Origin of the sequence: Acinetobacter tianfuensis, from assembly GCF_003611465.1 — a bacterium.
Taxonomy (GTDB): Bacteria; Pseudomonadota; Gammaproteobacteria; order Pseudomonadales; family Moraxellaceae; genus Acinetobacter; species Acinetobacter tianfuensis.
The window spans coordinates 63,291-84,691 of record NZ_RAXV01000008.1 but is presented as its reverse complement, the minus strand read 5'-3'; the positions used below and the strand labels follow the sequence as shown (position 1 = coordinate 84,691).

General features: G+C 43.1%; 19 protein-coding genes and 1 pseudogene. 10 read left to right on the top strand and 10 right to left on the bottom strand.

What is annotated here, in order from left to right; translation table 11 throughout:
- The first annotated feature begins 21 nt into the window (after positions 1-21).
- Both tolB and pal read left to right on the top strand, forming a co-directional pair.
- On the top strand, positions 22-1,305 hold the full coding sequence (gene tolB / locus D7V32_RS05495; protein WP_171407587.1) for a Tol-Pal system beta propeller repeat protein TolB: 1,284 nt from the start codon (positions 22-24) through the stop codon (positions 1,303-1,305).
- Between the two features lie 33 nt (positions 1,306-1,338).
- Positions 1,339-1,908 (top strand): peptidoglycan-associated lipoprotein Pal, encoded by a 570-nt coding sequence (gene pal / locus D7V32_RS05490; RefSeq protein WP_120401918.1) that lies wholly within the window; start codon positions 1,339-1,341, stop codon positions 1,906-1,908.
- Between the two features lie 75 nt (positions 1,909-1,983).
- On the opposite strand, the gene D7V32_RS05485 is transcribed toward pal, so the two are convergent.
- A complete protein-coding gene (locus D7V32_RS05485; RefSeq protein ID WP_120401904.1) occupies positions 1,984-2,172 on the bottom strand; it encodes an NF038105 family protein in 189 nt (62 codons plus the stop codon).
- 186 nt (positions 2,173-2,358) lie between these two features.
- Here D7V32_RS05485 and D7V32_RS05480 point away from each other — a divergent pair, with 186 nt between their 5' ends.
- From D7V32_RS05480 to D7V32_RS05460, 5 genes are all read left to right on the top strand, one after another.
- Positions 2,359-3,333 carry a class 1 fructose-bisphosphatase gene (locus D7V32_RS05480; protein ID WP_120401903.1) on the top strand — a complete coding sequence of 325 codons (975 nt, stop codon included), beginning with the start codon at positions 2,359-2,361 and terminating at the stop codon, positions 3,331-3,333.
- A gap of 53 nt (positions 3,334-3,386) precedes the next feature.
- Positions 3,387-4,163 (top strand): TrmH family RNA methyltransferase, encoded by a 777-nt coding sequence (locus D7V32_RS05475; protein WP_120401902.1) that lies wholly within the window; start codon positions 3,387-3,389, stop codon positions 4,161-4,163.
- Between the two features lie 158 nt (positions 4,164-4,321).
- Positions 4,322-4,936: an RNA polymerase sigma factor gene (locus tag D7V32_RS05470; RefSeq protein ID WP_120401901.1), complete on the top strand. Its 615-nt coding sequence runs from the start codon at positions 4,322-4,324 to the stop codon at positions 4,934-4,936.
- Positions 4,933-5,253 (top strand): hypothetical protein, encoded by a 321-nt coding sequence (locus D7V32_RS05465; protein ID WP_120401900.1) that lies wholly within the window; start codon positions 4,933-4,935, stop codon positions 5,251-5,253. Before D7V32_RS05470 ends, D7V32_RS05465 begins: the two co-directional genes overlap by 4 nt.
- Entirely contained in the window at positions 5,243-5,650 is a 408-nt protein-coding gene (locus D7V32_RS05460) for a DUF3106 domain-containing protein (protein WP_120401899.1), read from the top strand. Before D7V32_RS05465 ends, D7V32_RS05460 begins: the two co-directional genes overlap by 11 nt.
- Positions 5,651-5,785: 135 nt before the next feature.
- Here the strand turns inward: D7V32_RS05460 and D7V32_RS05455 are convergent, their stop codons facing one another.
- From D7V32_RS05455 to cxpE, 4 genes are all read right to left on the bottom strand, one after another.
- Positions 5,786-8,242: a CSLREA domain-containing protein gene (locus D7V32_RS05455; RefSeq protein WP_120401898.1), complete on the bottom strand. Its 2,457-nt coding sequence runs from the start codon at positions 8,240-8,242 to the stop codon at positions 5,786-5,788.
- Between the two features lie 13 nt (positions 8,243-8,255).
- A complete protein-coding gene (gene rbtA, locus D7V32_RS05450; RefSeq protein ID WP_120401897.1) occupies positions 8,256-10,040 on the bottom strand; it encodes a rhombotarget A in 1,785 nt (594 codons plus the stop codon).
- A gap of 117 nt (positions 10,041-10,157) precedes the next feature.
- Positions 10,158-10,862 carry a DnaA regulatory inactivator Hda gene (hda, locus tag D7V32_RS05445; protein ID WP_120401896.1) on the bottom strand — a complete coding sequence of 235 codons (705 nt, stop codon included), beginning with the start codon at positions 10,860-10,862 and terminating at the stop codon, positions 10,158-10,160.
- Between the two features lie 15 nt (positions 10,863-10,877).
- Entirely contained in the window at positions 10,878-12,095 is a 1,218-nt protein-coding gene (gene cxpE, locus D7V32_RS05440; protein ID WP_120401895.1) for a chloramphenicol efflux transporter CxpE, read from the bottom strand.
- Positions 12,096-12,230: 135 nt separating this feature from the next.
- Between cxpE and purM the strand changes: the two genes are divergently transcribed.
- Both purM and purN read left to right on the top strand, forming a co-directional pair.
- Positions 12,231-13,301, top strand: coding sequence for a phosphoribosylformylglycinamidine cyclo-ligase (gene purM, locus D7V32_RS05435; protein WP_120401894.1), 1,071 nt, complete (start codon positions 12,231-12,233; stop codon positions 13,299-13,301).
- A 7-nt stretch (positions 13,302-13,308) separates the two neighbouring features.
- Entirely contained in the window at positions 13,309-13,938 is a 630-nt protein-coding gene (gene purN / locus D7V32_RS05430) for a phosphoribosylglycinamide formyltransferase (RefSeq protein ID WP_120401893.1), read from the top strand.
- A gap of 52 nt (positions 13,939-13,990) precedes the next feature.
- On the opposite strand, the pseudogene D7V32_RS05425 reads toward purN, so the two are convergent.
- Positions 13,991-14,797: pseudogene (locus tag D7V32_RS05425) on the bottom strand (alpha/beta fold hydrolase).
- Positions 14,794-15,828 (bottom strand): signal peptide peptidase SppA, encoded by a 1,035-nt coding sequence (sppA, locus tag D7V32_RS05420; protein ID WP_120401892.1) that lies wholly within the window; start codon positions 15,826-15,828, stop codon positions 14,794-14,796. The pseudogene D7V32_RS05425 and the gene sppA overlap by 4 nt, the downstream one beginning before the upstream one ends.
- 127 nt (positions 15,829-15,955) lie before the next feature.
- On the opposite strand from sppA, the gene D7V32_RS05415 reads away from it, so the two are divergent.
- Positions 15,956-16,915 (top strand): lysophospholipid acyltransferase family protein, encoded by a 960-nt coding sequence (locus tag D7V32_RS05415; RefSeq protein WP_120401891.1) that lies wholly within the window; start codon positions 15,956-15,958, stop codon positions 16,913-16,915.
- Positions 16,916-16,942: 27 nt separating this feature from the next.
- Here the strand turns inward: D7V32_RS05415 and D7V32_RS05410 are convergent, their stop codons facing one another.
- From D7V32_RS05410 to D7V32_RS05400, 3 genes are all read right to left on the bottom strand, one after another.
- A complete protein-coding gene (locus D7V32_RS05410) occupies positions 16,943-19,363 on the bottom strand; it encodes a DNA internalization-related competence protein ComEC/Rec2 (protein ID WP_120401890.1) in 2,421 nt (806 codons plus the stop codon).
- Between the two features lie 103 nt (positions 19,364-19,466).
- Positions 19,467-20,150, bottom strand: coding sequence for a lipoprotein-releasing ABC transporter ATP-binding protein LolD (gene lolD / locus D7V32_RS05405; protein ID WP_120401889.1), 684 nt, complete (start codon positions 20,148-20,150; stop codon positions 19,467-19,469).
- The gene (locus D7V32_RS05400) at positions 20,143-21,378 is read right to left on the bottom strand and encodes a lipoprotein-releasing ABC transporter permease subunit (protein ID WP_120401917.1); all 1,236 of its coding nucleotides are present in this window, start codon (positions 21,376-21,378) and stop codon (positions 20,143-20,145) included. Before D7V32_RS05400 ends, lolD begins: the two co-directional genes overlap by 8 nt.
- Positions 21,379-21,401: the final 23 nt, after the last annotated feature.

Sequence of the window (21,401 nt, the reverse complement as noted above, 5' to 3'; positions counted from 1 at the left end):
TTTTAGAGTATTCAGCGAATGATGGAAATGACGCGAAAACATCTGCTCTGCTTAGCCGTATTAACTGCACTCAGCCCTATTTTAATCACTCAATCCCATGCTCAGCTGCACTTGGAAATTACCAAAGCGCCTGAAGAAGCGCCAAAGATTGCCATTATTCCATTCAGCAATGATCAAAGCATTTACCCGATTGTTGAAAATGACTTAAACCGTTCAGGCAAGTTTACCAGCGCGTCCAAAAACCTTCCGGCCACAGCTGCTTTGAATTCGCCAAATGCTGAAGCATGGCAAGCAGCGGGTGTGCCGTATGTGGTAACGGGCAATATTAAAACTGCAGCTGACGGCTCATTTGAAATTCAATATCAGTTATATGATGTCGCAAAAAAACAATATTTGCTGAATGAATTGCTCAGTGTTCCAGCCTCCCGGACACGCCAAGCCGCTCACATGATCAGTGATGCAATTTATGAAGCTTTAACAGGAATTAAAGGCGACTTCAGCGGCCGTATTGCTTACGTTTTACGTAACCCGGCAACACCTGAACAGCGCTATACACTGCAAATTGCAGATACAGACGGCGAACAGCCGCGTACCATTTTAACTTCACGTGATCCAATTTTGTCTCCAGCATGGACACCAGATGCTAAAAAAATTGCTTATGTATCATTTGAAACCAAACGTCCTGCAATTTACATTCAGGACCTAGCGAGCGGCAGCCGCGAGAAAGTTGCCAGTTTCCGCGGTTTAAATGGCGCACCAAGCTTCTCGCCTGACGGCAGCAGCATGCTGTTCACGGCATCTCTGCATGGCAATCCTGAAATCTATCAAATGGATTTAAACACACGCCAATTGCAGCGCATGACCAATGACAGCGCAATTGATACCGAAGCCCGCTACTCACCTGACGGCAAATCTTTTATTTTTACATCTGACCGCGGCGGCTCTCCGCAAATTTACCGCTATAGCTTTGCAGATGGCTCAAGCAAACGCTTAACTTTCCGCGGCGCATTTAATGCACGCGGCACACTCAGCGCTGACGGTAAAAAATTAGCACTGGTACACCGCCCTAGCGGCAGCAACTATAAAGTTGCGGTCCAAAATATTGACTCAGGTGTAACCAATATTTTGACGCCAACAAGTTTAGACGAATCACCAAGCTTCTCACCAAATGGACAAATGGTGGTCTACGCAACACGTGAAGGCAGCCGCGGCTTATTGTCTATTATGTCTTTAGACGGACGCTTCCGCATGAATTTGCCAAGCGAGCAAGGCGAAGTTCGTGAACCAGCTTGGGCTCCGAAATAATTTTAATTTAAATTCAACATCATGGAATTAAAAATGCAAACGATTAAACTTTTTGTACTTCCAGTATTAGCTGCAGCAGTTGTGATGACGGGCTGCGCAAACCGTAAACCTGCAACCGTATCTGAAGCAGGCCAAAATCCGACTGGCGCAACAACAGTAAATACTCACGGCTTAAGCGAAGATGCCGCCTTAAATGCACAAAACCTTGCAGGCGCTTCTTCTAAAGGCGTAACAGAAGCCAATAAAGCTTTTTTAGCTAAACGTGTTGTACATTTTGACTATGACAGCACAGAGCTAAGCAATGAAGACCTCCAAACATTGCAAGCGCATGCGCAATTTTTAGTTGCAAATGCAAACTCGCGTGTTGCGCTGACAGGCCATACTGATGAACGCGGTACACGTGAATACAACATGGCGCTCGGTGAACGCCGTGCGAAAGCAGTAGAAAGCTTCCTTGTAACAAGCGGTGTAAGCGCTAATCAGCTTGAAGCTGTAAGCTACGGCAAAGAAATGCCAATCAATGCAGGCCATGATGAAAATGCATGGAAAGAAAACCGCCGCGTAGAAATCAACTATGAAGCTGTTCCGCCGCTTTTAAAATAATGCTGCAGATGCTTAATTGAGCGACACACATTAAAAAAGCACTCAATCGAGTGCTTTTTTAATGCTGTTTTTTCATCATTCAGAAGTTTCTGCTATCTGATCAGCACTTTGCATAGATTCAATCAAATCATGCTTATTAAACTTCTTATATTCAGGTTTAGATTCATAGCTGCTCCAAGCTTCTTTCATCTTGTCCGCCGAAATTTCATCTAAATTAATGCCTTCTGTCGGTGTTGGAGTCGCATCAAATTTTTGTGTCGTCATTGTTGTGCTCCTTTGCAGTTGTAATAAATATCCTGTATCCAACATAGCATGTTATTCAGGACTTGCAAGCGCAAAATCACGGCAAATAATCGAGTTTAATTGTTCTTTTCATCCATTCTCATCTAAAATATAGCCATATTCTATTCCGATCAATTTTGACCGTATTTATTTTGGAGCATTCCACTGATGTCTTATCTAAACCTTTCCCAATTTTTACAACAACAAAGCGGAAATTTAACTCCTGCCCTAGCTCAAGTTATTGAAACAATTGCAAATACCTCTATGGATATTGACCAATTACTGCAAAAAGGCGCTTTGGCTGGCGTATTGGGCAGCGCACAGCATGAAAATGTGCAAGGTGAAGAGCAAAAAAAATTAGATGTGATTTCTAATGACTACTTAATTAATGCGCTTCAAGTCAATCCGCATGTCGGCGGTTTAGCGTCTGAAGAACTGGATGAGTTCACTGCTGGTCAAGAAAATGGTGAATACCTTGTACTGTTTGACCCGCTAGACGGCTCAAGCAACATCGACATTAATATGTGCGTAGGTACAATTTTTTCCATCTTGCCTGCTAAAAATGCAGTTACTCAAGCTGATGACTTCATGCAAGCTGGCGTAAACCAAGCAGCAGCAGGCTATGTGCTGTATGGCCCTTCTACAATGATGGCGCTTACGGTGGGCGCTGGCACAATCTTCTTTACTTTTGACCCAGAATCTAAACAGTTCCTGTTGACCACTGACAGCGTTCAAGTCGCAGCTGAAACAAAAGAATATGCGATTAATGCCTCTAACCAGCGCCACTGGGAAGAACCAGTTAAACGTTATATTGATGAACTTCTTGCAGGTAAAACAGGCCCGCGTGAAAAAGACTTCAACATGCGCTGGGTAGCATGCATGGTAGGCGACATTCACCGTATTCTTTGCCGCAGCGGTATTTTTATGTACCCATACGACTTAAAAGACCCTAAAAAAGCAGGCCGCCTACGTTTAATGTATGAAGCAAACCCAATGAGCATGCTGATTGAGCAAGCTGGCGGCGCATCTACAACGGGCCGTTTGCGTATTCTAGACATTCAGCCAACTGAACTTCATCAGCGTGTTCCTGTAATCATCGGTTCAAAAAATGAAGTTGATCTTGTTACTGGCTACCATAACTAATTTATTTTTTAATACAGCGGTTAGATGATTAACCGCTGTGGATTTAATCTCCCATGGCAACAATTTTTCTTGAATCAAAAGACAATCCCAAAATTAAACATTTACGGGGTTTGATTGAGCAAAACACTTACCGTAAAAAGCAAGGTCAAACCGTGCTTGAAGGTACTCACCTCTGTCTCGCTTGGCTGCATGAAAGTAAAAAAATCAATTCGATTTTCACTACTGAACGCGCGCTTGAGCATCCAGATTTTGAAAGTATTTTGGCAAAATATACAGGCGCTGTTTTTGTTATCAGTGAATCGCTTTATAAAGATCTCAGCACCTTAGGAACAACGCTTGCATGCTTAGCGATCATTGATTTGCCTAGTTCAAGCCAAGCGCTGCAGTTTGATCAAGACACATTAATTTTAGAAAATGTTCAAGATCCGGGCAATGTCGGCACATTGTTACGTTCAGCAGCTGCAGCAGGCATTGATCAAATTGTCTGTACCAAAGGCTCAGCATCTTTGTGGTCTCCGCGCGTCTTACGTGCAGGTATGGGCGCGCATTTCAGCCTGCATACTTTTGAGAACATTGAACTAGAAAGTATTTTAGAACGCTTTGAAATTCCAGTTTATGTGACCAGCTCACACCGCTCTGCCAGCCTTTACAGTAAAGACTTGCGTAAAGCCTGTGTATGGATTTTAGGCAATGAAGGCCAAGGCGTAAGTGACTACGCGTTAGCACATGCTGAAGCTGTGACAATCCCGCAGCCAGGCGGTCAAGAATCATTGAATGTCGCGATTGCAGGTTCAGTCTGTTTCTTTGAAATGGTACGCCAGCGCGTATAAATCGTTATTTTATTTTAAACGGTCTAGCTCATTTCAAAAAATAGATTACACTAGAAAAATAACAAGTAATGATGTCAACCAAACCATTATTTTCAACGTTATAGTAATATGAACTTGAAAATAATGGTGGGTATCCAATGACAGGATTTTCCATCTCTATGGATTTAGCGCCAAAACAGTCAAAACCAGCGGATTCGAGTGTTCTTAAGAGCACGGCAGAGTCTCGCCTCAAAAACTTCATGCATGAAGTGACTGGACGCGCGCTGGTGATGATGGAAAGCGCAACCCATAATCAGCAAGGCATTGCAATGGATTTGGTTCAGGAAGCTTTTATTTCCTTACACAAATCTTATGCAGATAAATCCACCGAAGAGTGGTACCCGCTCTTTTACACCATTTTAAATAACAAATTACAAGATTGGCGCCGTAAAGAAGCGCGCCGCGCTCAACCATTTTCTTTTTTCAGAAAAGTCTCTTTAGACGATGACGAATTTGAAGTACAGGATGTCGTAGATGAATCGACACCTAATCCTTTTGAGTTTTTATCTCAAGCGGTTACTGCAGATGAAATTCAAGATGCAATTGCGCAGCTTCCAGTGCGCCAGCAGCAGGCATTTACGCTGCGCGCTTGGGAAGGGTTTGATACGCAAACCACTGCACAAATTATGAATTGCACTGAAGGCAGTGTAAAAACGCATTACCACCGCGCTATACAGGGCCTAAGAGCCGCGTTATCACATTTGAATCCCAACTTGGGAGGGTCATCCAAATGAAACACGATGATTTTATCAAGCAAGTGAACCAAAAATTGGATGGACTTGCTCAGTCACATCAGCATAAAGCCAAAGTCATGAATAACGTTTTGGATCGTATCCAGCAGCGAGAAAGCACACGTTACGGCATGCTGAAAATGTCAGGCTTCGCTTTAGCAGCAGCCATTGCTGGCTTTGTTGTACTGCCAAATGCAGCAACAATGAATGAAAAACCCGATACACAAGTTGTTTCAGCACCTAAACTTTCACCGCAAATGGTGGAAGATCTAGAAATGCTGATGGTCTTAGGCGAGGACAAGGTTCCGCATGGCAGCTAAAAGATTAGCTCTCGCATTCTGCGCATTCAGTTTTCTGCAAACCAGTTTTGCAGGCTTTGAACGCTTTTGGATTTTTTCCAAAGATGCAAATACTCAAGTCAGCGATACTTGGGATTCATTATCAGATGCTGAACAAATTGCTTTGATCAAACGCTATCAATCACTGAAAGAAATTCCAAGTGAACAGAGCGTGAGTTTACAGCAGCGTATGGATTGGTTTAATCAGCTGCCAGATGCAGAAAAACAGCGGATGCGTGAAACATGGCAAAAAATGAGCACACAAGAACGCAGAGATCTTGCTCACCGTTTGCAAAAAGCAGCGCCAGATGAACGTGCATCTATCCGAGAAGAATACATCACAAAATATTTAACCAATGAAGCAGGAAGCGTTCATTAAGTTCTGAACAAATAAAAAGCCTCTTGTATGAGGCTTTTTATTTGTTCATTGAGTGGCCAAAAAATATATTTTATAGCCAAACTTACTAAAATTTAAAAAGCCCAATATTCGTCTGGGCTCTTGATCATTTCGCTCTTAGCTTTTACGCATACGGCGCATCATTGCCAAACCAAACAGGCCAATGAGGCCAAATACACCTATTGAGCCGCCGCCGCTTGATGACGTATTGGTATTTTTAGCCGTATTTTTAAGCGTAATGATTGTCTCATTTGATTGCTGTTCATCAGAGTCAAAGACAATATATGGAATTTTGTAGTCGAATTGACTTAGGTTATTTTTAACTGTGAACTCAATCGTACCGCCATAACAAGTTTCACGCGCAAAAGCATTTGGGCATGGGCCGCTTAACTCGGCTTTCCAAGTAATACCTGCCGGCATTGTTCCAAATTTAATTGGAATATTTTTACCTTCTGCATTTTGGTGCCAAATATGTTTTCCAGCAGGTACTAATTCATCTGGACCATCCCCGCGGTCATGATCATTTTCCAGCGGATTCACACGTACGCTGAGATTATTGCTGGAGTTAATCTCATAGATGTCTGCCACAGCAACAGGCGGCAAATTCTGAATTTCAGTTTTTAAAATACCAGAGGATGAAGCCAGCACAGCTGATGGATTAGCAGGATCCGCTTTTTCAGTCAAAGTATAAGCACAATACCCTTGAACACCAGATACAGTCGTATTTGCGCCTGTACGATAAATAATGATTTCTTTTAAATCAGCATTCCACTGACAAACCAAATCAGAGTCAGGATCCAGGTTTACAACTGTTGGCACACCTGAATTGACTGTAATATCTGTGCCTAAGCCTAATGTTTTAACACTGACATTATAATTATCTGTATTTAAAATTTTTAATGTTCTATTTCCAGCACTGTCTGCAGCCTTTTCGGCTTCTAATGCAAGCTTAAATGGGTCAAAGTAAATACCGCGGTATTTCAAATTCTTTTTCAAACTGGTCAGATAAAGTTCCAGCTGATCCACATCTGCTTGGTTAGCAATCTTAAATTTACTTAAATCTGGGTTAACGACATCCTTTTTCAGCTGATCTAATTTTGCTTGATAGCCATCCACTAAATTAATGAGCGAAATATTTTTCAACTCATCGACATCAGCTGCAGTCAAATTCATCATTTCAACAGAGCCAATTTCACATAAATTACGCTGATCAGGATTCAGTATTAATGTTCCATCCACCACACGCTCTAAACCCCGCTGATCAAGAATAAACTCGGAACCATCGGACTTACCGCAACCTAATTCACTGAAATTAATTAAATCATTGCCCTTTGCATATGGCTTAGGATAGTACAGCGGTAAAAACACATTATATTCAGAAGATGGCATTAAATTGCTTAAAATATTGCTCATCGCAATTGAGCTGACATCTAGATTTTTTTTGATGTCTACGGCCTGATCTAAAGCAGCCTTAGGTAAATCACATTTTTCTGTACCCAACTCTAAGGCGTTGACATATGCATCGATGATGATGCTGTCTGGCGGTGTTTCATTATTTTTATAACGGCATGATTTTGCATTAGCAATATTGCGGCCATTATATGCCAAGACATTATATGCCAGATATTTCGCGCCATTATTGTCATAATTTAAAGCTGTATATACATCATTTTCGACAATGGTATTGTTCATTAATAACAAAGATGAACTCGCTCCCACCAGCTGATTGCCTTCGGAAACCATTTTTATTAAAGCGCCATTCGCACTGCTTGCAATATTCTGCGCAAGGGTACTGGTTGAAATTTTAGCCGATGCTGTACCGCAAAAATCTAAGACACTCACAGAGCTGCTATTGCCATTTTTGATCATACTGCTTTGTGTAATAGAAATATTTGGCTTACTGCTGCTGAAATTGGCAATACAGTCCATCGCGAGCACACTGCCTTTTTTAGACTGGTTGGCTTGCAATAAAGAGCCTGCTATCGTTAATGATTTTTCACCGCTCTGAGTTGCATTAAAAATTGCTCCTCCCGCTTCAGTTGCGGCAGAATTTAAAATAGCGGCGCGGTTCAGCGTTAAATCACCGCCCGCCAAGATAGCCCCGCCGTAATCCGCTTGACCATTTTTTAAAGCTAGATCTGTTAAAGTTAAAGCTGCAAATGTGGCAGACGTATTAAATAATCGCGACTGACTGCCTGCATCAATGGTTGTTTTAATATCTTCATAAGCTGGGTAGTAGCCTGATAATACGTGCTTTTTATCATAGTTATCCCGGCTCTTACCACGAATCTGCACAAATGAATCTGGCTGCAGCTCACCATGTTTGAGCACATAAGTGCCCGCATCTAACTGAATAATATCTTGTTGCGTAATATTCGTGTTGCCTTGGCTGCAGCCGCCATAAGCTGCATTCTTTTTTGCTGCAACTAGTGCTTCGCGCAAAGAACAATTATTGCTGTTTTCACCATTTTCATCAGCAAAAGTGTTTACCACAATAGTCCTTTCTTCAGCGGCCATTAAAGACATTGCAGTCAGCACCATTACACCGAGCAATCCTTTTTTATAATTTTTCATAGATATTCCCTACTTACTTTTTCAAACGGCGCAATCCAATTAAACCCAACAGTCCTGCAACGCTCAAAAAGCCCAAAGCACCGCCTGAAGTTTTTACCGTCTTACTTTCAACTGTGTTGTCTGGCTTTTGATGAATACGTACTTTAACTGATATATATTTATTCACTGTATTAAATCTTTTAGACGACGTAACAACCTGAATTTCAAATATATCTGCTCCATGCCATGCGCCATTTGGGGTATATTCCAAATCACCATTCAAGTTCAGTACTGTTTTACCCTTAGAATCTGTCTCAGTTTGTTTAATTAGCAAACAGCCATCTTGCCATGCTTCTCCTTTAGGGTGAGCACCCACAATGTTATTGCATTGTTCTTTTGGAATTAAGTCACTGTCACCCAAGGATTCAAGAATATTAAACTGAGCAATTTGACCCTGCTTAATATCTTGACCATTAAGCGGAATGGTATCTGGAACAACAATTTCAATTGCGCCACGGTCACACCACAAATTATCTGCATCCCGCAATTTTCCGCGCTGATCAGCACCTTCACATGCCACAAAATTTGTATTGCCATTTGCTTCAGATTGACCCTTATTTAAAATCGGCCCAGCAAAAATATCTGTATAGCTTAATAAAGAACGCGGACGTAAATACCCCAAAAATGAGTTTTTAGGAACCGCATATGGACATAGCAATGAGTTTTGATCTTCAACCAAATTTTTACACAGCCCTTCATCCGGCCCGGCAATAAAATGTGAATCAGTCCAAACGGTATTGTTATTCGCCGCTGCCGCATTGCTGCATTCTGCAGTTAAAGCATTATTAAATAAAACACTTTTGTCTCCTGCAGCGGCAGTACTGCAGTTTTGCTGCCCATTGCCTAAAATAATACTATTGGCAACAAAGCCCTGCCCAGTTAATACATCCAGCACTACGCCGCCGCCATTTTTGATGATGCTTAGGTTATTGAAACCCATACCATCTTTCAGATTTGCTGCAAATCCGCTGTTCTTAAAGAAAGTACTGCTTACAATGGCATGAGTTTTATACGGAAAAACCAGCTTGTCTGCATCCGCCAGCGCATTTTGTGTATAAATCGCGATTGGTCCTGTATTGCCTTTAAATACGGATGAGGTGATATTTAAACTAGGCGCTTGCGTATATATTGCTGCACCCTGTCCGGCTTTATTATTTTCGAACAGACTGTTATAAATTTGCACCGTACTGGCGGAGCTTACACCTTCACTTGAAAACCCGACATTATAAATGGCGCCGCCAAAATCAGCTTGACCATCCTTCAATGACATACTTTGCAATTTCAGTGTTTCATTATTATAAATCAGACCGCCTTGCGCGGCGCAAACAGACTCACCGCAGCCTTGCAAGGAGACCTCTTGCAGATTTACCGCGATTAAGGCTTTGTCATTATTATCTATGTGCAAAATTTGGTCTTTAGCAGCCATTTGCAGCAATGCATTATTTAGACCTGGTGTCGTTGAATCAACCTCCGTTGATTCATAGATCGTTCTAATCGTCATGGCTGCTTTAATATCAAGGCGGCTATTCAGCTTATATACGGCCTTGTTTTTAAGCAGAATAATGGCGCTTGCGTCTTTTCCGCCACAGCCATGATATCCAGCCTCCGGCATACCCGAATTAATATATTGAATAGCTTCACGCAGTGAACACTCCTTGTCATCTGCATCTTTATCTTCAGTCGTAGTAACTAAGATTTCAGCACTGTAAGCGTGCCCTGCGAAACACAGTAATCCCGCGACGATGCTCCGTTTGAGCATTGTATTCTCCTTAATTTTTTATATCTTTTTATTTTCCGGCTGCACATTCCTTGCAGCTTCGAACTATTTTTGTGTACTTTGTCACAGCTAGAGTAATTACTCAAGATTTTTTATCTGTTATCGATACTCGTCTATCAGCGCATAAATTTGACGCAAATTGGCATTACTGATTTTGGTTTTTTCGCCTTTCAGAAGCTGAATAAGCTGCTCCAATGTCTGCAGCAGCACAGAGGTTTGATGCGGGCCTTGAAGCAGTAAATAATCAATAACCTGTTCATCAATATGTATTCCTCTGCGGCCTAATACAGAACTGACCAATGCCTGACGGTCTGCAAATAAACTGCCGTTAGGTACTTTAACACTCACCGCCTGAGTCAGTCTCGACTGCAAATCCGGCAGCTCAAGTTTCAGTTCTATAGGCGCAAAACGGGAGGAAAACACCAGCTGACCGCCGCCTTCATTATTATAATTAATGAGATGAAAGACTGCCCGCTGCCAATGCGGTACGCCGCTAATGGCTTCAATATCATCTAATGCGACTAAGTCATATTGATCTAAGGACGTAATTGCTTCTGTAGGCGCATCAAGCAACTCCAGCAAAGAAACTTGAATGGCTGATTTGCCAATTTCCAGATAGGAGTCGCAGATTGCTGACAGCAAATGACTTTTGCCCGAACCTGCGCCGCCATAGACATAAAAACGGTTCATCAGTCCTGCATGCAGCTGGCGAACAGCATCAATTACATGCCCCCAGCCCGGCCCTGAAAAATCACTGATTCGGGCATCGAGTTGAGGTTCTATATCTAATTGCAATTGACGCATCTTTTTATGCAGGCCTTATCTGTCTTTATGCTCTGATGATTCGATCTTACTCGAATTTTCAGTCTCTTGCAGTGCTTTTGGTGTGTCTTCTTTTAATTCAATATCAATATTTGCCTGCTCTGTTTCTATGTTGATTGAGCCAGCCCCTGCCAAATGCACTGCGGGTGTATCGGTATATATGGCGCTCTTCTCATAGCATTCACGCGCATGGCGCAATAACACGACAATAACAGCAGCGACTGGCAAAGCAATCAGCATTCCCAAGAATCCCGCAAGCTGAGCTCCTGCAAGGACAGCAAATACCACCGCTACAGGCGATAAACCAATTTTATCTCCTAACAGGAATGGCTGCAGGATATAACCTTCTATTGCCTGACCAATCATGAATACAACGAGCACCAAAAACAGCTGCATCCAGTCCATGCCAAATTGGAAGAGAGTTGCAATAACCGCTGCAATAATACCAACTGCAAAACCTAAATAAGGAATAATGCTTGCAAGCCCTGCAATCATACCGATAATCAGGCCAACCTCTAAACCAATGAGCTGCAGGCCTACTGCATAGACCACCCCCAGCAAAAACATCACTAAAAACTGCCCCTTCACAAAAGCGCCAAGCACACTGTGGCATTCGCTTACAATAATCATGGTGCTTTTTTCATGCTTACGCGGAATAAGACGGCGCATACGGTCCAGCATGCGGTTCCAATCCAGCAGGAAGTAAAAGGCAATAACAGGAATCAGAACAATTGTGCCGCCGATCTGTATAAAGTTCAGCCCTGACTGCGCAACTTTCAGCAGCATCGCTTGAATACTGTCCGCACTGTAATTCGTTTGTATATATTCCATAATGGCCGCAGACATTTGTTCTGTGTCTATTTCCATTGGAACTAAATTGAAGGTATCTGACAGCCACGGCAAGAAGGTATAGTTAATCCAATGAATATTCGCAGGAATATTGTTTTTGGCATACATTAACTGTTCCCAGATTAAGGGTACCAAATACCATGCAGCCAGCGTCATGACTACACCAATACCGACGAATACAGCACTGATTGACATCCAGCGCGGCAAGCCCATGCGATGTAAACGGTTCACCAGCGGGCTGAATAAATATGCGATTAAAAAAGCGCCCATAAATGGGAGCACTACAGGTTTTAATAAGAATAATATCCAAAGAATTAGTGCAATACCCGCGAGGATAAAAATGCGGCGCAAGGTGCGGTCACCCATAGAAGCTCACCTTTATGTCAGTGTAATCATTATAAAAGAGAAATATTTTAATAAAGATAGCATTTTAGCGCATAAATAACATAAGAGTTTCGTATATTCAGGTATAATCGCTCCCGCGAATGCGGAGACTTCATTATGAGCAACTCAACCTCTACCCCAAACACTGGTTTAAGCTATAAAGATGCAGGTGTCGACATTGAAGCGGGCGACGCGTTAGTCGATCGAATCAAATCAGTCGCTAAGCGTACTGCACGTCCTGAAGTAATGGGCGGACTTGGCGGCTTTGGCGCCCTTTGTAAAATTCCTAAAGGTTATGAAGAACCTGTTCTCGTATCTGGCACAGACGGTGTTGGTACAAAATTACGTTTAGCATTGAATTTAAATCGCCATGACACAATCGGCCAAGACTTGGTTGCAATGTGTGTAAACGATCTTCTTGTATGCGGCGCAGAACCATTATTCTTCCTTGACTACTATGCAACAGGCCACTTAAATGTCGATGTTGCTGCAAATGTAGTGACTGGCATTGGCGCTGGCTGTGAACTTGCCGGCTGTGCATTGGTTGGCGGTGAAACTGCTGAAATGCCAGGCATGTATGAAGGTGATGATTACGACCTTGCAGGCTTCTGCGTAGGTGTCGTTGAGCAAAGCAAAATCATTGACGGCACTAAAGTTAAAGCAGGTGATGTTTTAATTGGTGTAGCGTCTTCGGGTGCACACTCAAATGGCTACTCATTGCTTCGTAAAATTTTAGACGTGAAAAACGTTGACTTGACTCAAATCGTAGATGGCCGTCCTCTTGCTGACACAGCAATGGAACCGACGCGCATTTATGTCAAACCAATTCTTGAATTGCTGAAGCAAGTTGATGTACACGCTATGGCTCACATCACTGGCGGCGGCTTACCGGGCAACCTGCCTCGCGTACTGCCAAATGGCGCTCAAGCAATTGTGAACGAATCTTCTTGGGAATGGCCTGAGTTATTCAAGCTTCTTCAAAAAGAAGGCGGCGTTGAACAATTTGAAATGTACCGCACATTTAACTGCGGCGTAGGCATGGTAATTGTTGTCGATGCAGCTGAAGCTGAAAAAACTGTTGCTCTTTTAACTGAACTTGGTGAAAAAGCATGGGTTATGGGCCAAATTGCAGACAATGCTGAATCTGTTGAAGGCGCTGACGAAAAAATCCGTGTGATTTTCGCTTAAGCTGCTCATGATCAAAATTGCTGTTCTTGTTTCAGGCAGCGGAAGCAACCTTCAAGCCCTGATTGATGCCAATCTATCAGGGGCTATTGTTGGAGTGATTTCGAACAAGCCTGAAGCTTATGCTTTAGAACGGGCTCAAAAATCGGGCATTGCCACTGCAGTGATTGAGCACAAACAATATCCAAACCGTGAAGCTTTTGATGATGTCATGCATCAGCAGCTGCTGGACTGGGGTGTTGATTTGGTCATTCTTGCAGGCTTTATGCGTATTTTAAGCGCTAAGTTTGTACAGGCATGGGAGGGAAAAATGATTAACATTCACCCTTCTTTACTGCCAAATTATAAAGGCATGCATACTCATCAGCGCGTATTAAATACCGGTGATGTAATGCATGGCTGTACAGTGCATTATGTCACTGCTGAACTGGATGCAGGTCAAGCGCTTGCACAAGCCGTTCTGAAAGTGAATTTGCACGACACAGCTGACAGCTTAGCAAACCGTGTGCATGTATTAGAACATCTCATTTATCCTCAGGTTGCTGAATGGATCTGTAACGGCACGATTCAGCATACTCAGCGTGGCGTTCTGTACCGCGGCAAGCCTATGCTTGAAGCTATTCAGTTCTGCAAGTTCTGAACCCTATTGAAATAAAAAACGCAGCCTAGGCTGCGTTTTTTATTTGTCTGTTTTATTGAACTGCGGTGCTTAGCGCCAACCGCTTAATGAGCGCAGCCACTTCCAGCGGATGCTCCAATGGAAACATATGCCCGCCTTCAGCCATATGCATAGGCACATTAAATTTTTTGCCGACTTGCTACGGAAATTTGTATTGTAAAAATGGACTGCCCTTCGGCACGATCAGCAGCGCCGGCACTTTAGTTTTTGGCTGCGGCAGCCAATACCAAGACGGATTGGTATTAAACAGCGCAACTTCATCATACTTTGAAATGGTCAGCTCTACGCCGCCGCGGACAGGGTCTTCAGTCAGCGCATAGTCGATATAATGCTGAAAGCATTCTGGATCAAAATCTTTATAAAAGCTTTTTGATCTCAATGATGCCGCGGCTTGCTCCCGCGACTCCCAATGATCACGGCGGTGCTTGGATAAACCTGCAGGTGAAAGCTTATCCAGCATTTTCAGCCTGAGCGTTTTCACAATATGCAGCATCAAAGAAGCATTTCCCGTCACAAAAGGCGGGTCCATCATAATGACTTGAGAAAACAATTCAGGACGCTGTTGAGCAGCTTTAAAGGTCAGCAATGCACCTAAAGAATGCCCTAAGCCAATCACTGGCCGCCCCTGCGCCTGCTGCACAATACTGTCGATAAGCTGCTGAGTTAAACTGTTCCAATGATTATCAATGGGATAACGCCTGTCTGAGCCAAGCAGAGGCACATAAATGATGTCAAAATCATCCTTTAATGCCTCAAAAAATTTCAAATAAACTTTTGATGGCACGCCATTGGCGTGCGCAAAGTGAATCAACGGCTTCATTGCAATTTAGCATGATGTTCAGATTGAACTTGCTGGCTGAATGCCGCGGCAAAACCCTGTCCAATTGAACTTCCCATACGGCCTAAGACCGAATCAAATGGGCTATATTCAATGGTGTAATTCACAGTTTTATCGGTTTGAAGCTCACGTTTCAAACTCTGAATACTGCCTGTACGGTCAGCAATACCTAATTTAACCGCTTGCTCGCCTGTCCAGAACAAACCTGAGAATATTGCTGGATCATTCGATTTCAGTTTTTTACCGCGGCCTTGTTTTACAGCATTAATGAAGTGGTCATGGACATTATCCAAGACACCTTGCACATGCGCTTTTTGCGCTGGATCAACAGGCTGTGTCATTGAAAGCAAAGCCTTATTTTCACCTGAAGTCATCGTGCGGTCTTCAACGCCCAATTTTTGCATCAAGCCATTTACACCATAGTTCGGCATAATTACACCGATTGAACCCACTAAGCTTGATGGATTGACAATAATTTCATCAGCTGCTGAAGCAATATAATATGCGCCTGAAGCACCTGTATCGCCAATCACAGCATATAGCTTCTTATCTTTATGCTGCTGTTTCAGATACTGAATTTCTTGCCAAATCTCATCCGACTGCACAGGTGAACCGCCCGGCGAGTTAATGTTCAGCACGACTGCTTTGCTTTGCTTATTTTCATATGCTTTTTTCAGCGAACGGATTGTATCATTGCTGTTTACACTCTGTTTATCGGCTGCAATCGTACCGATAATATCAACAACCGCAAGATGACTGCCCGATGCTGAAACATCCGCAGTCGAAGTCGAAGTACTGCAGCTTTTTCCCAATGCAACCAGTACAAACAGCACATAAGCAAAAGTTAAAAATTTAAAGAAAATACCCCAGCGGCGTGCGCGGCGCTGTTCTTCAACAGAGGCTAAAACTGCTTTTTCTAAAATTTTCCACTCATTGCCTGTCGGCTGCTGGGTATTATTTGTATATGATGATTTCTGAATTTCATTTTCAGGTTTTGGCGGCCAATCGGACATAAAAAATCCAATAAAGAGTTATAATGTCGTACATTATATACATGTAAAAGGGTGAAACTGTCTAATTGACATTTTTTCACCTATAATTAATTGATCTTTTTTTTCAACTTTGTACTGACCAAAAACAATGACTCAACAAAGCCAGCAGAATGCAGCAGCCAATTTATTGAAATTCATCAGCCGTCAGCCGATTCAGCTCTCTCGTTTTATTGCGCGCGGCCTAGCCGCTCTGGTCAATTTATTTAAAATCTCTAAAACTGCCAGCACTTTCAGTCTGAATATGCAAATTGCTTTGCCTGAGCTTAGCGATCAAGAACGTAAACGCATTATGGCTCAAGCTGTACGCAATGAACTGATGGCTTATTTTGAGTTTTTCTGCATTTGGGGTTCAAATAATGAGAAAAATTTATCCCGCATTCATCAGGTATATGGCGAGCAATATTTTCACGATGCTATGGCTGCTCAAAAAGGTCTCGTGCTGATTGTGCCGCATTTCGGCACTTGGGAAATCATGAATTGCTGGTTTGCCAAATATACGCAAATGACCATTATGTATAAGCCTGTAAAAGACCCCGCAGCTGATGAGTTTGTGCGTCAAGCCCGCAGCCGTGAACAAGCGAATCTCGTTCCTACCGATGAATCTGGTGTACGTCAAATTTTTAAGGCGCTTAAGCAAGGCGGTACTACTGTTATTTTGCCAGATCACACCCCCAATACTGGCGGCGAAATGATTGAATATTTTGGTATTCCGCTTGCAACCAGCAACCTGAGTGCAAAATTAATTCAAAAAACCAAATCTGCAGCCTTATTTGTTTATGCCATGCGTAATGAAAATAATGGCTTTGATATGTATATCGAACCTGTCAATGCGCGTATTTACGAAGGGACAGCCAATGATGGCTCGAGAGTTATTTTTGAAAAACTAGAAGATCTAATCCACAAATATCCAGAACATTATCACTGGAGCTATAAACGATTCAAAGCCAATCCTGCATTGGAGGATATCTACAACAGACCTGTGGATGAAGCCATACACATGATTCAAACTGTACGCAAAACAGCTCAACAGTCTGAATCAGCCACATAAAGCCAAAAACAACTTTATATTTCAGCATCATTGCCGCTGCAGCCAGCGGCGCTGCGTCCGATAATTTTTTATTTCAACATGGCCTTGCTGCATCAAAAATCGAATACTGCCTTGTTCTGCAGTATTCAGCATGGGTATTTGCAATGCTTTAAGGCGAGTCTTTGTCAAAAGACTGGGATGCCCATATCTGTTGAATTTCCCAGCAGACGCTATGGCCAATTTTGGCTGTATAGCCTGCAAAAATTCATAAGATGAACTATGACGGCTGCCATGATGTCCCAGTACCAGCACATCAGCATGTAAATCTGGATAATCTTGAAGCAGCTGATATTCCGTCTTCCAGCCCGCATCCCCCATTAGCAAAAAACTCTGATACGGCGCAGCCTTGGCCAATGTCACGTAGAGAACACATGAGTTTTCATTACGGTTTGCACCCGCTCTGACTGCCTGAACATTTTTAGGCGATAAAACGTCAATACTTGCTTGCCCCAATTGCCAGCGCTGCCCTTGCAGGCAATACTCAAACTGAGCAGGTATCGGCGGCTGTACAGACTCACTTGCATTTAATATTTTGACTGGCAGCTGCTGCTGTATAGAAAAATAACCGCCGCTATGGTCTTGATCTAAATGCGTCAGCACCAGACGGTCTAATTGGGATACAGCATTTGAATGCAAAAAAGGCAATACGATCTGTTTGCCTACACTGAATTTCTGCTCATCATAATTACCGCCCATATCCACCATCATGGTCTTCGTTCCATCACGAATAAATACCGCCTGCCCTTGTCCAACATCCAAGATTTGCAGTTCAAATGGATACGGCAGCCAAGATTTGACCAGCAGCACTATAAATCCCAGACCTGCTAACGATTTAGGCAAAAGTCCATTTGGTAAAAATAAAATAGCTAAACAGAATCCAATTAAGAAAATCATCCAGCCGTTTAAAGCCAGCGGCTGCAGCTGAGGGTTTAGAAGCTGATCACAGAGATTCATCAGGCCTAACATAACAGCCAGACACCAGTCATTCAGCAAAAAGAGCATCGATGATAAATCAGCAGACAGATAATAGCTGAGTGCGGCCACGACATCTAAAGGCACAATGACCAGTCCCAGCCAAGGTATAGCCAAAATATTGCTAAAAGGCGCAATCCATGCAAACTGCTGAAAAAACAGCAGCGTTAAAGGGATTAGGGCAATGAATATTTTCCATTGTGACTCTATCAATATCCGTACAGTCAATTTAAAACGTGTCAACGCTTCTGCTTCAGCATTCATTCGCTGCTGATGTTCAGCCATGGTTTGATAAATTCGCAGCAAAATAAAACATGCGCCATAAGACAGCCAAAATGCTGCAGATAAAATACTGAAAGGATCGATCAGTAAAAGTAAAGAAGCACTGATAAGCAGCAGTTTAAATACTTGCAGCTTTAAGCGCAGCAGTATCATTAAGCTTGCAATGACACACATCAGCAGCGTACGCATTGCAGGAATTTCAAATCCAACAAAGGCGCAATATAAAAAAACACACCCAAGGAAAGGAAATAACAGCAAATAATGACGAGGAATACGCAAGTACAGCCGAGGACAAAAACGATTTACGGCCATTTTTAGACTAAAACAAAATAAGACTGCAAATATCACCACATGCGGGCCAGAAATCGCTAATAAATGACTCATGCCATAGCGCTGAAACTGCTCAGTAACCGTATCATCCAACAGACTTTTATCTCCCGTCAGCAAGGCCAGCAATAGCCCCTTATGGCGCAGGGGCTGATGTAAAATAAACTCGCGGAAATTCAGCCTCTGCTGCTCAATCCACAGTAAAAACTGCTGGTCAAATGCGGCATGCCGCTTGAATATATCTGTGTAGCCCATGGCATAAATCTGCTCAGCGCTTAAACTGACCGCATTTTTCACTTTAAAGCCAGATTGTATATTTTGCTGCAGCAGCCACTTTTCCTGATCAAATGCACCTTGCACTGCATAACTATGCGCTGGCCTGTAACTGCCCTCTATACGGTAATACTTGCCAAGTTCAAGCGCTTCAAAGCGCTGCTTGCCTTTTACTGGCAAATAAGCCAAATATTGCCGCCGCTGGCGGTCAGCACTCAGTACATCCATGCGCTGCTGAATGGAATTTTCATTCAGCTGGCCCATTTTAGAAATATATACAATCAGTTCAGCAGAGCCTGTTTCATAAACCGTATGTTTTAGCCGCTGTTCCAGCTGCTGATTGGCATAAGCCATCCCTAATACGGCGCCAAGGCAAAGCCCCGCCATACCTATCCAAAATTTTAGAAAAAATGGCAACTTAACCAGTAAAGCAGAAACTGCCAGTACAGTAAGCCAACAGATCACCGTAAATAATGCCGAAATATGAAGATCTGGGTCTGCACGTCCCATTCTAGAAATGCCGAATATCCAGCCAAGGCCAAACCAAAGCCACATAATGATTATTCTTATGTATTTTTATTGCAGGCATCATAAAGCCCGCCGAGGCGGGCTTCAATTCATACAGGATTAATCCATTAAATTAATCAAGCATTACCGCTTATTGATCAACCCAGACACCATCCTGCATGTGCAGCACCGCATCGGCCGATTGAGCGAGAAACTCATCATGCGTCACAATCAGCATGGCCATATTGAATTCTTGACGCAGCTCAGTCAGCAGTTCAAAAATTTTCAATGCCGTTTTACGGTCTAAGTTGCCCGTCGGTTCATCTGCCATCATCAATTTTGGTTGAGCAACCAAGGCCCGCGCCATAGCGACACGCTGGCGCTCACCGCCAGAAAGCTCCCCTGGCTTATGTGTTAAGCGGTGTGATAAACCAACACGCTCTAACAAATATTCTGCTTCGCTGCGCACTTTTTTAAAATCCGCGCCCTTACGGAGCATTAAAGGCATTGCTACATTTTCCAGCGCAGAAAACTCTGGCAATAAATGATGAAACTGATACACAAAGCCCAAATGCTCGTTACGGATATAACCGCGCTCTGCTTCATTCAAGCTGTCAAAACGTGTTCCATTTAGAAACACCTGCCCAGAGGTAGGACGGTCCAAACCGCCCAAAACATGCAGCAATGTACTTTTGCCTGAACCGCTGGAGCCGACAATCGAAATAAACTCGCCTTCTTTGACTTGCAAGGACAGGTTTCGGATGACGTCAACTGAGGTTTTGCCATCGGTAAATGACTTGCTGATATTTTGTGCATCTAAAACAATCTTACTCATAGCGCAGTGCCTCCGCAGGCTGAATTTTCGCAGCGCGCAGCGCAGGATAAATCGTTGCTAAGAAGCTCAGCAGTAAAGATAAAACTACAATCAGCAAAACATCTTGCCATCTTAAATAAGACGGTAAATAGTTAATGAAATATGCATCAAACATATTTAAACCCAGTGCGTTATTTAACCAGCCGACAAAACCGCTGATACCGGAAGCGGCAATAATGCCCAAGATTGCGCCTGATACCGTGCCAATTACACCAATAACCGTGCCCTGCACCATAAAAATACGGGTAATCGTACTAGGTGAAGCGCCTAATGTACGCAAAATCGCAATATCAGATTTTTTATCTGTCACCACCATGACCAGCGAAGACACAATATTAAATGCCGCGACCAGTACAATTAAAAACAGCAGCAAGCTCACCATGGCCTTTTCCATTTGTATCGCGCTGAACAGGTTGCCGTGCGTATATGTCCAGTCTGAAGCATAGAAGTTCGCAGGCAGTTTGCTGACAATTTCCTGCGACACTGTAGGCGCAGCAAAAATATCATCCAGCTTCATACGCACACCCTGCGCGCCATCCGGCAAACGAAGCAAAGTCGAAGCATCATTCAGCGCAATATAGCCCATCATCGAATCAACTTCTGCGCCGATGCTGAAAATGCCGACCACTTTAAAACGTTTAAAGCGCGGCACGACTCCCGCGGGTGAAGGTGTTGCTTCAGGCAGCACCAAGGTAATGCTGTCATTTAGCCCCAAACCCAAGGCATCCGTCATTTGCTTGCCCAGCACAATACCGAATTCGCCTTTTTTCAGGCTATCAATACTGCCTTCCACCATGTGGTTTTGAATAATTGAAACCTTTTTTTCATATTTTGGTTCAATACCCGTGACCATAATACCGGCAACTTGGCCTTGCGCAGTCAGCATTCCCTGCAGCTGCGTAAAAGGCGCAACGCCCTGAACATGCGGATGATCTTCAATTTGTTTTGCAAGATCTGGCCAATTTGTTAAAATTTGTGTTGATGAAACAGTGGCTTGAGGTATCATTCCCAAAACACGGTTTTTTAGTTCACGATCAAAACCATTCATTACGGAAAGGACTGTAATAAGTACAGCCACACCTAAGGTGAGGCCGATCATGGAAACCAAAGCAATAAAAGAAATGAAGTGGTTACTGCGCCGTGCGCGAGTGTATCTCAACCCTATATATAGCGAGATCGGTTTAAACATAACCATCTAGTCCGAGGTAATAT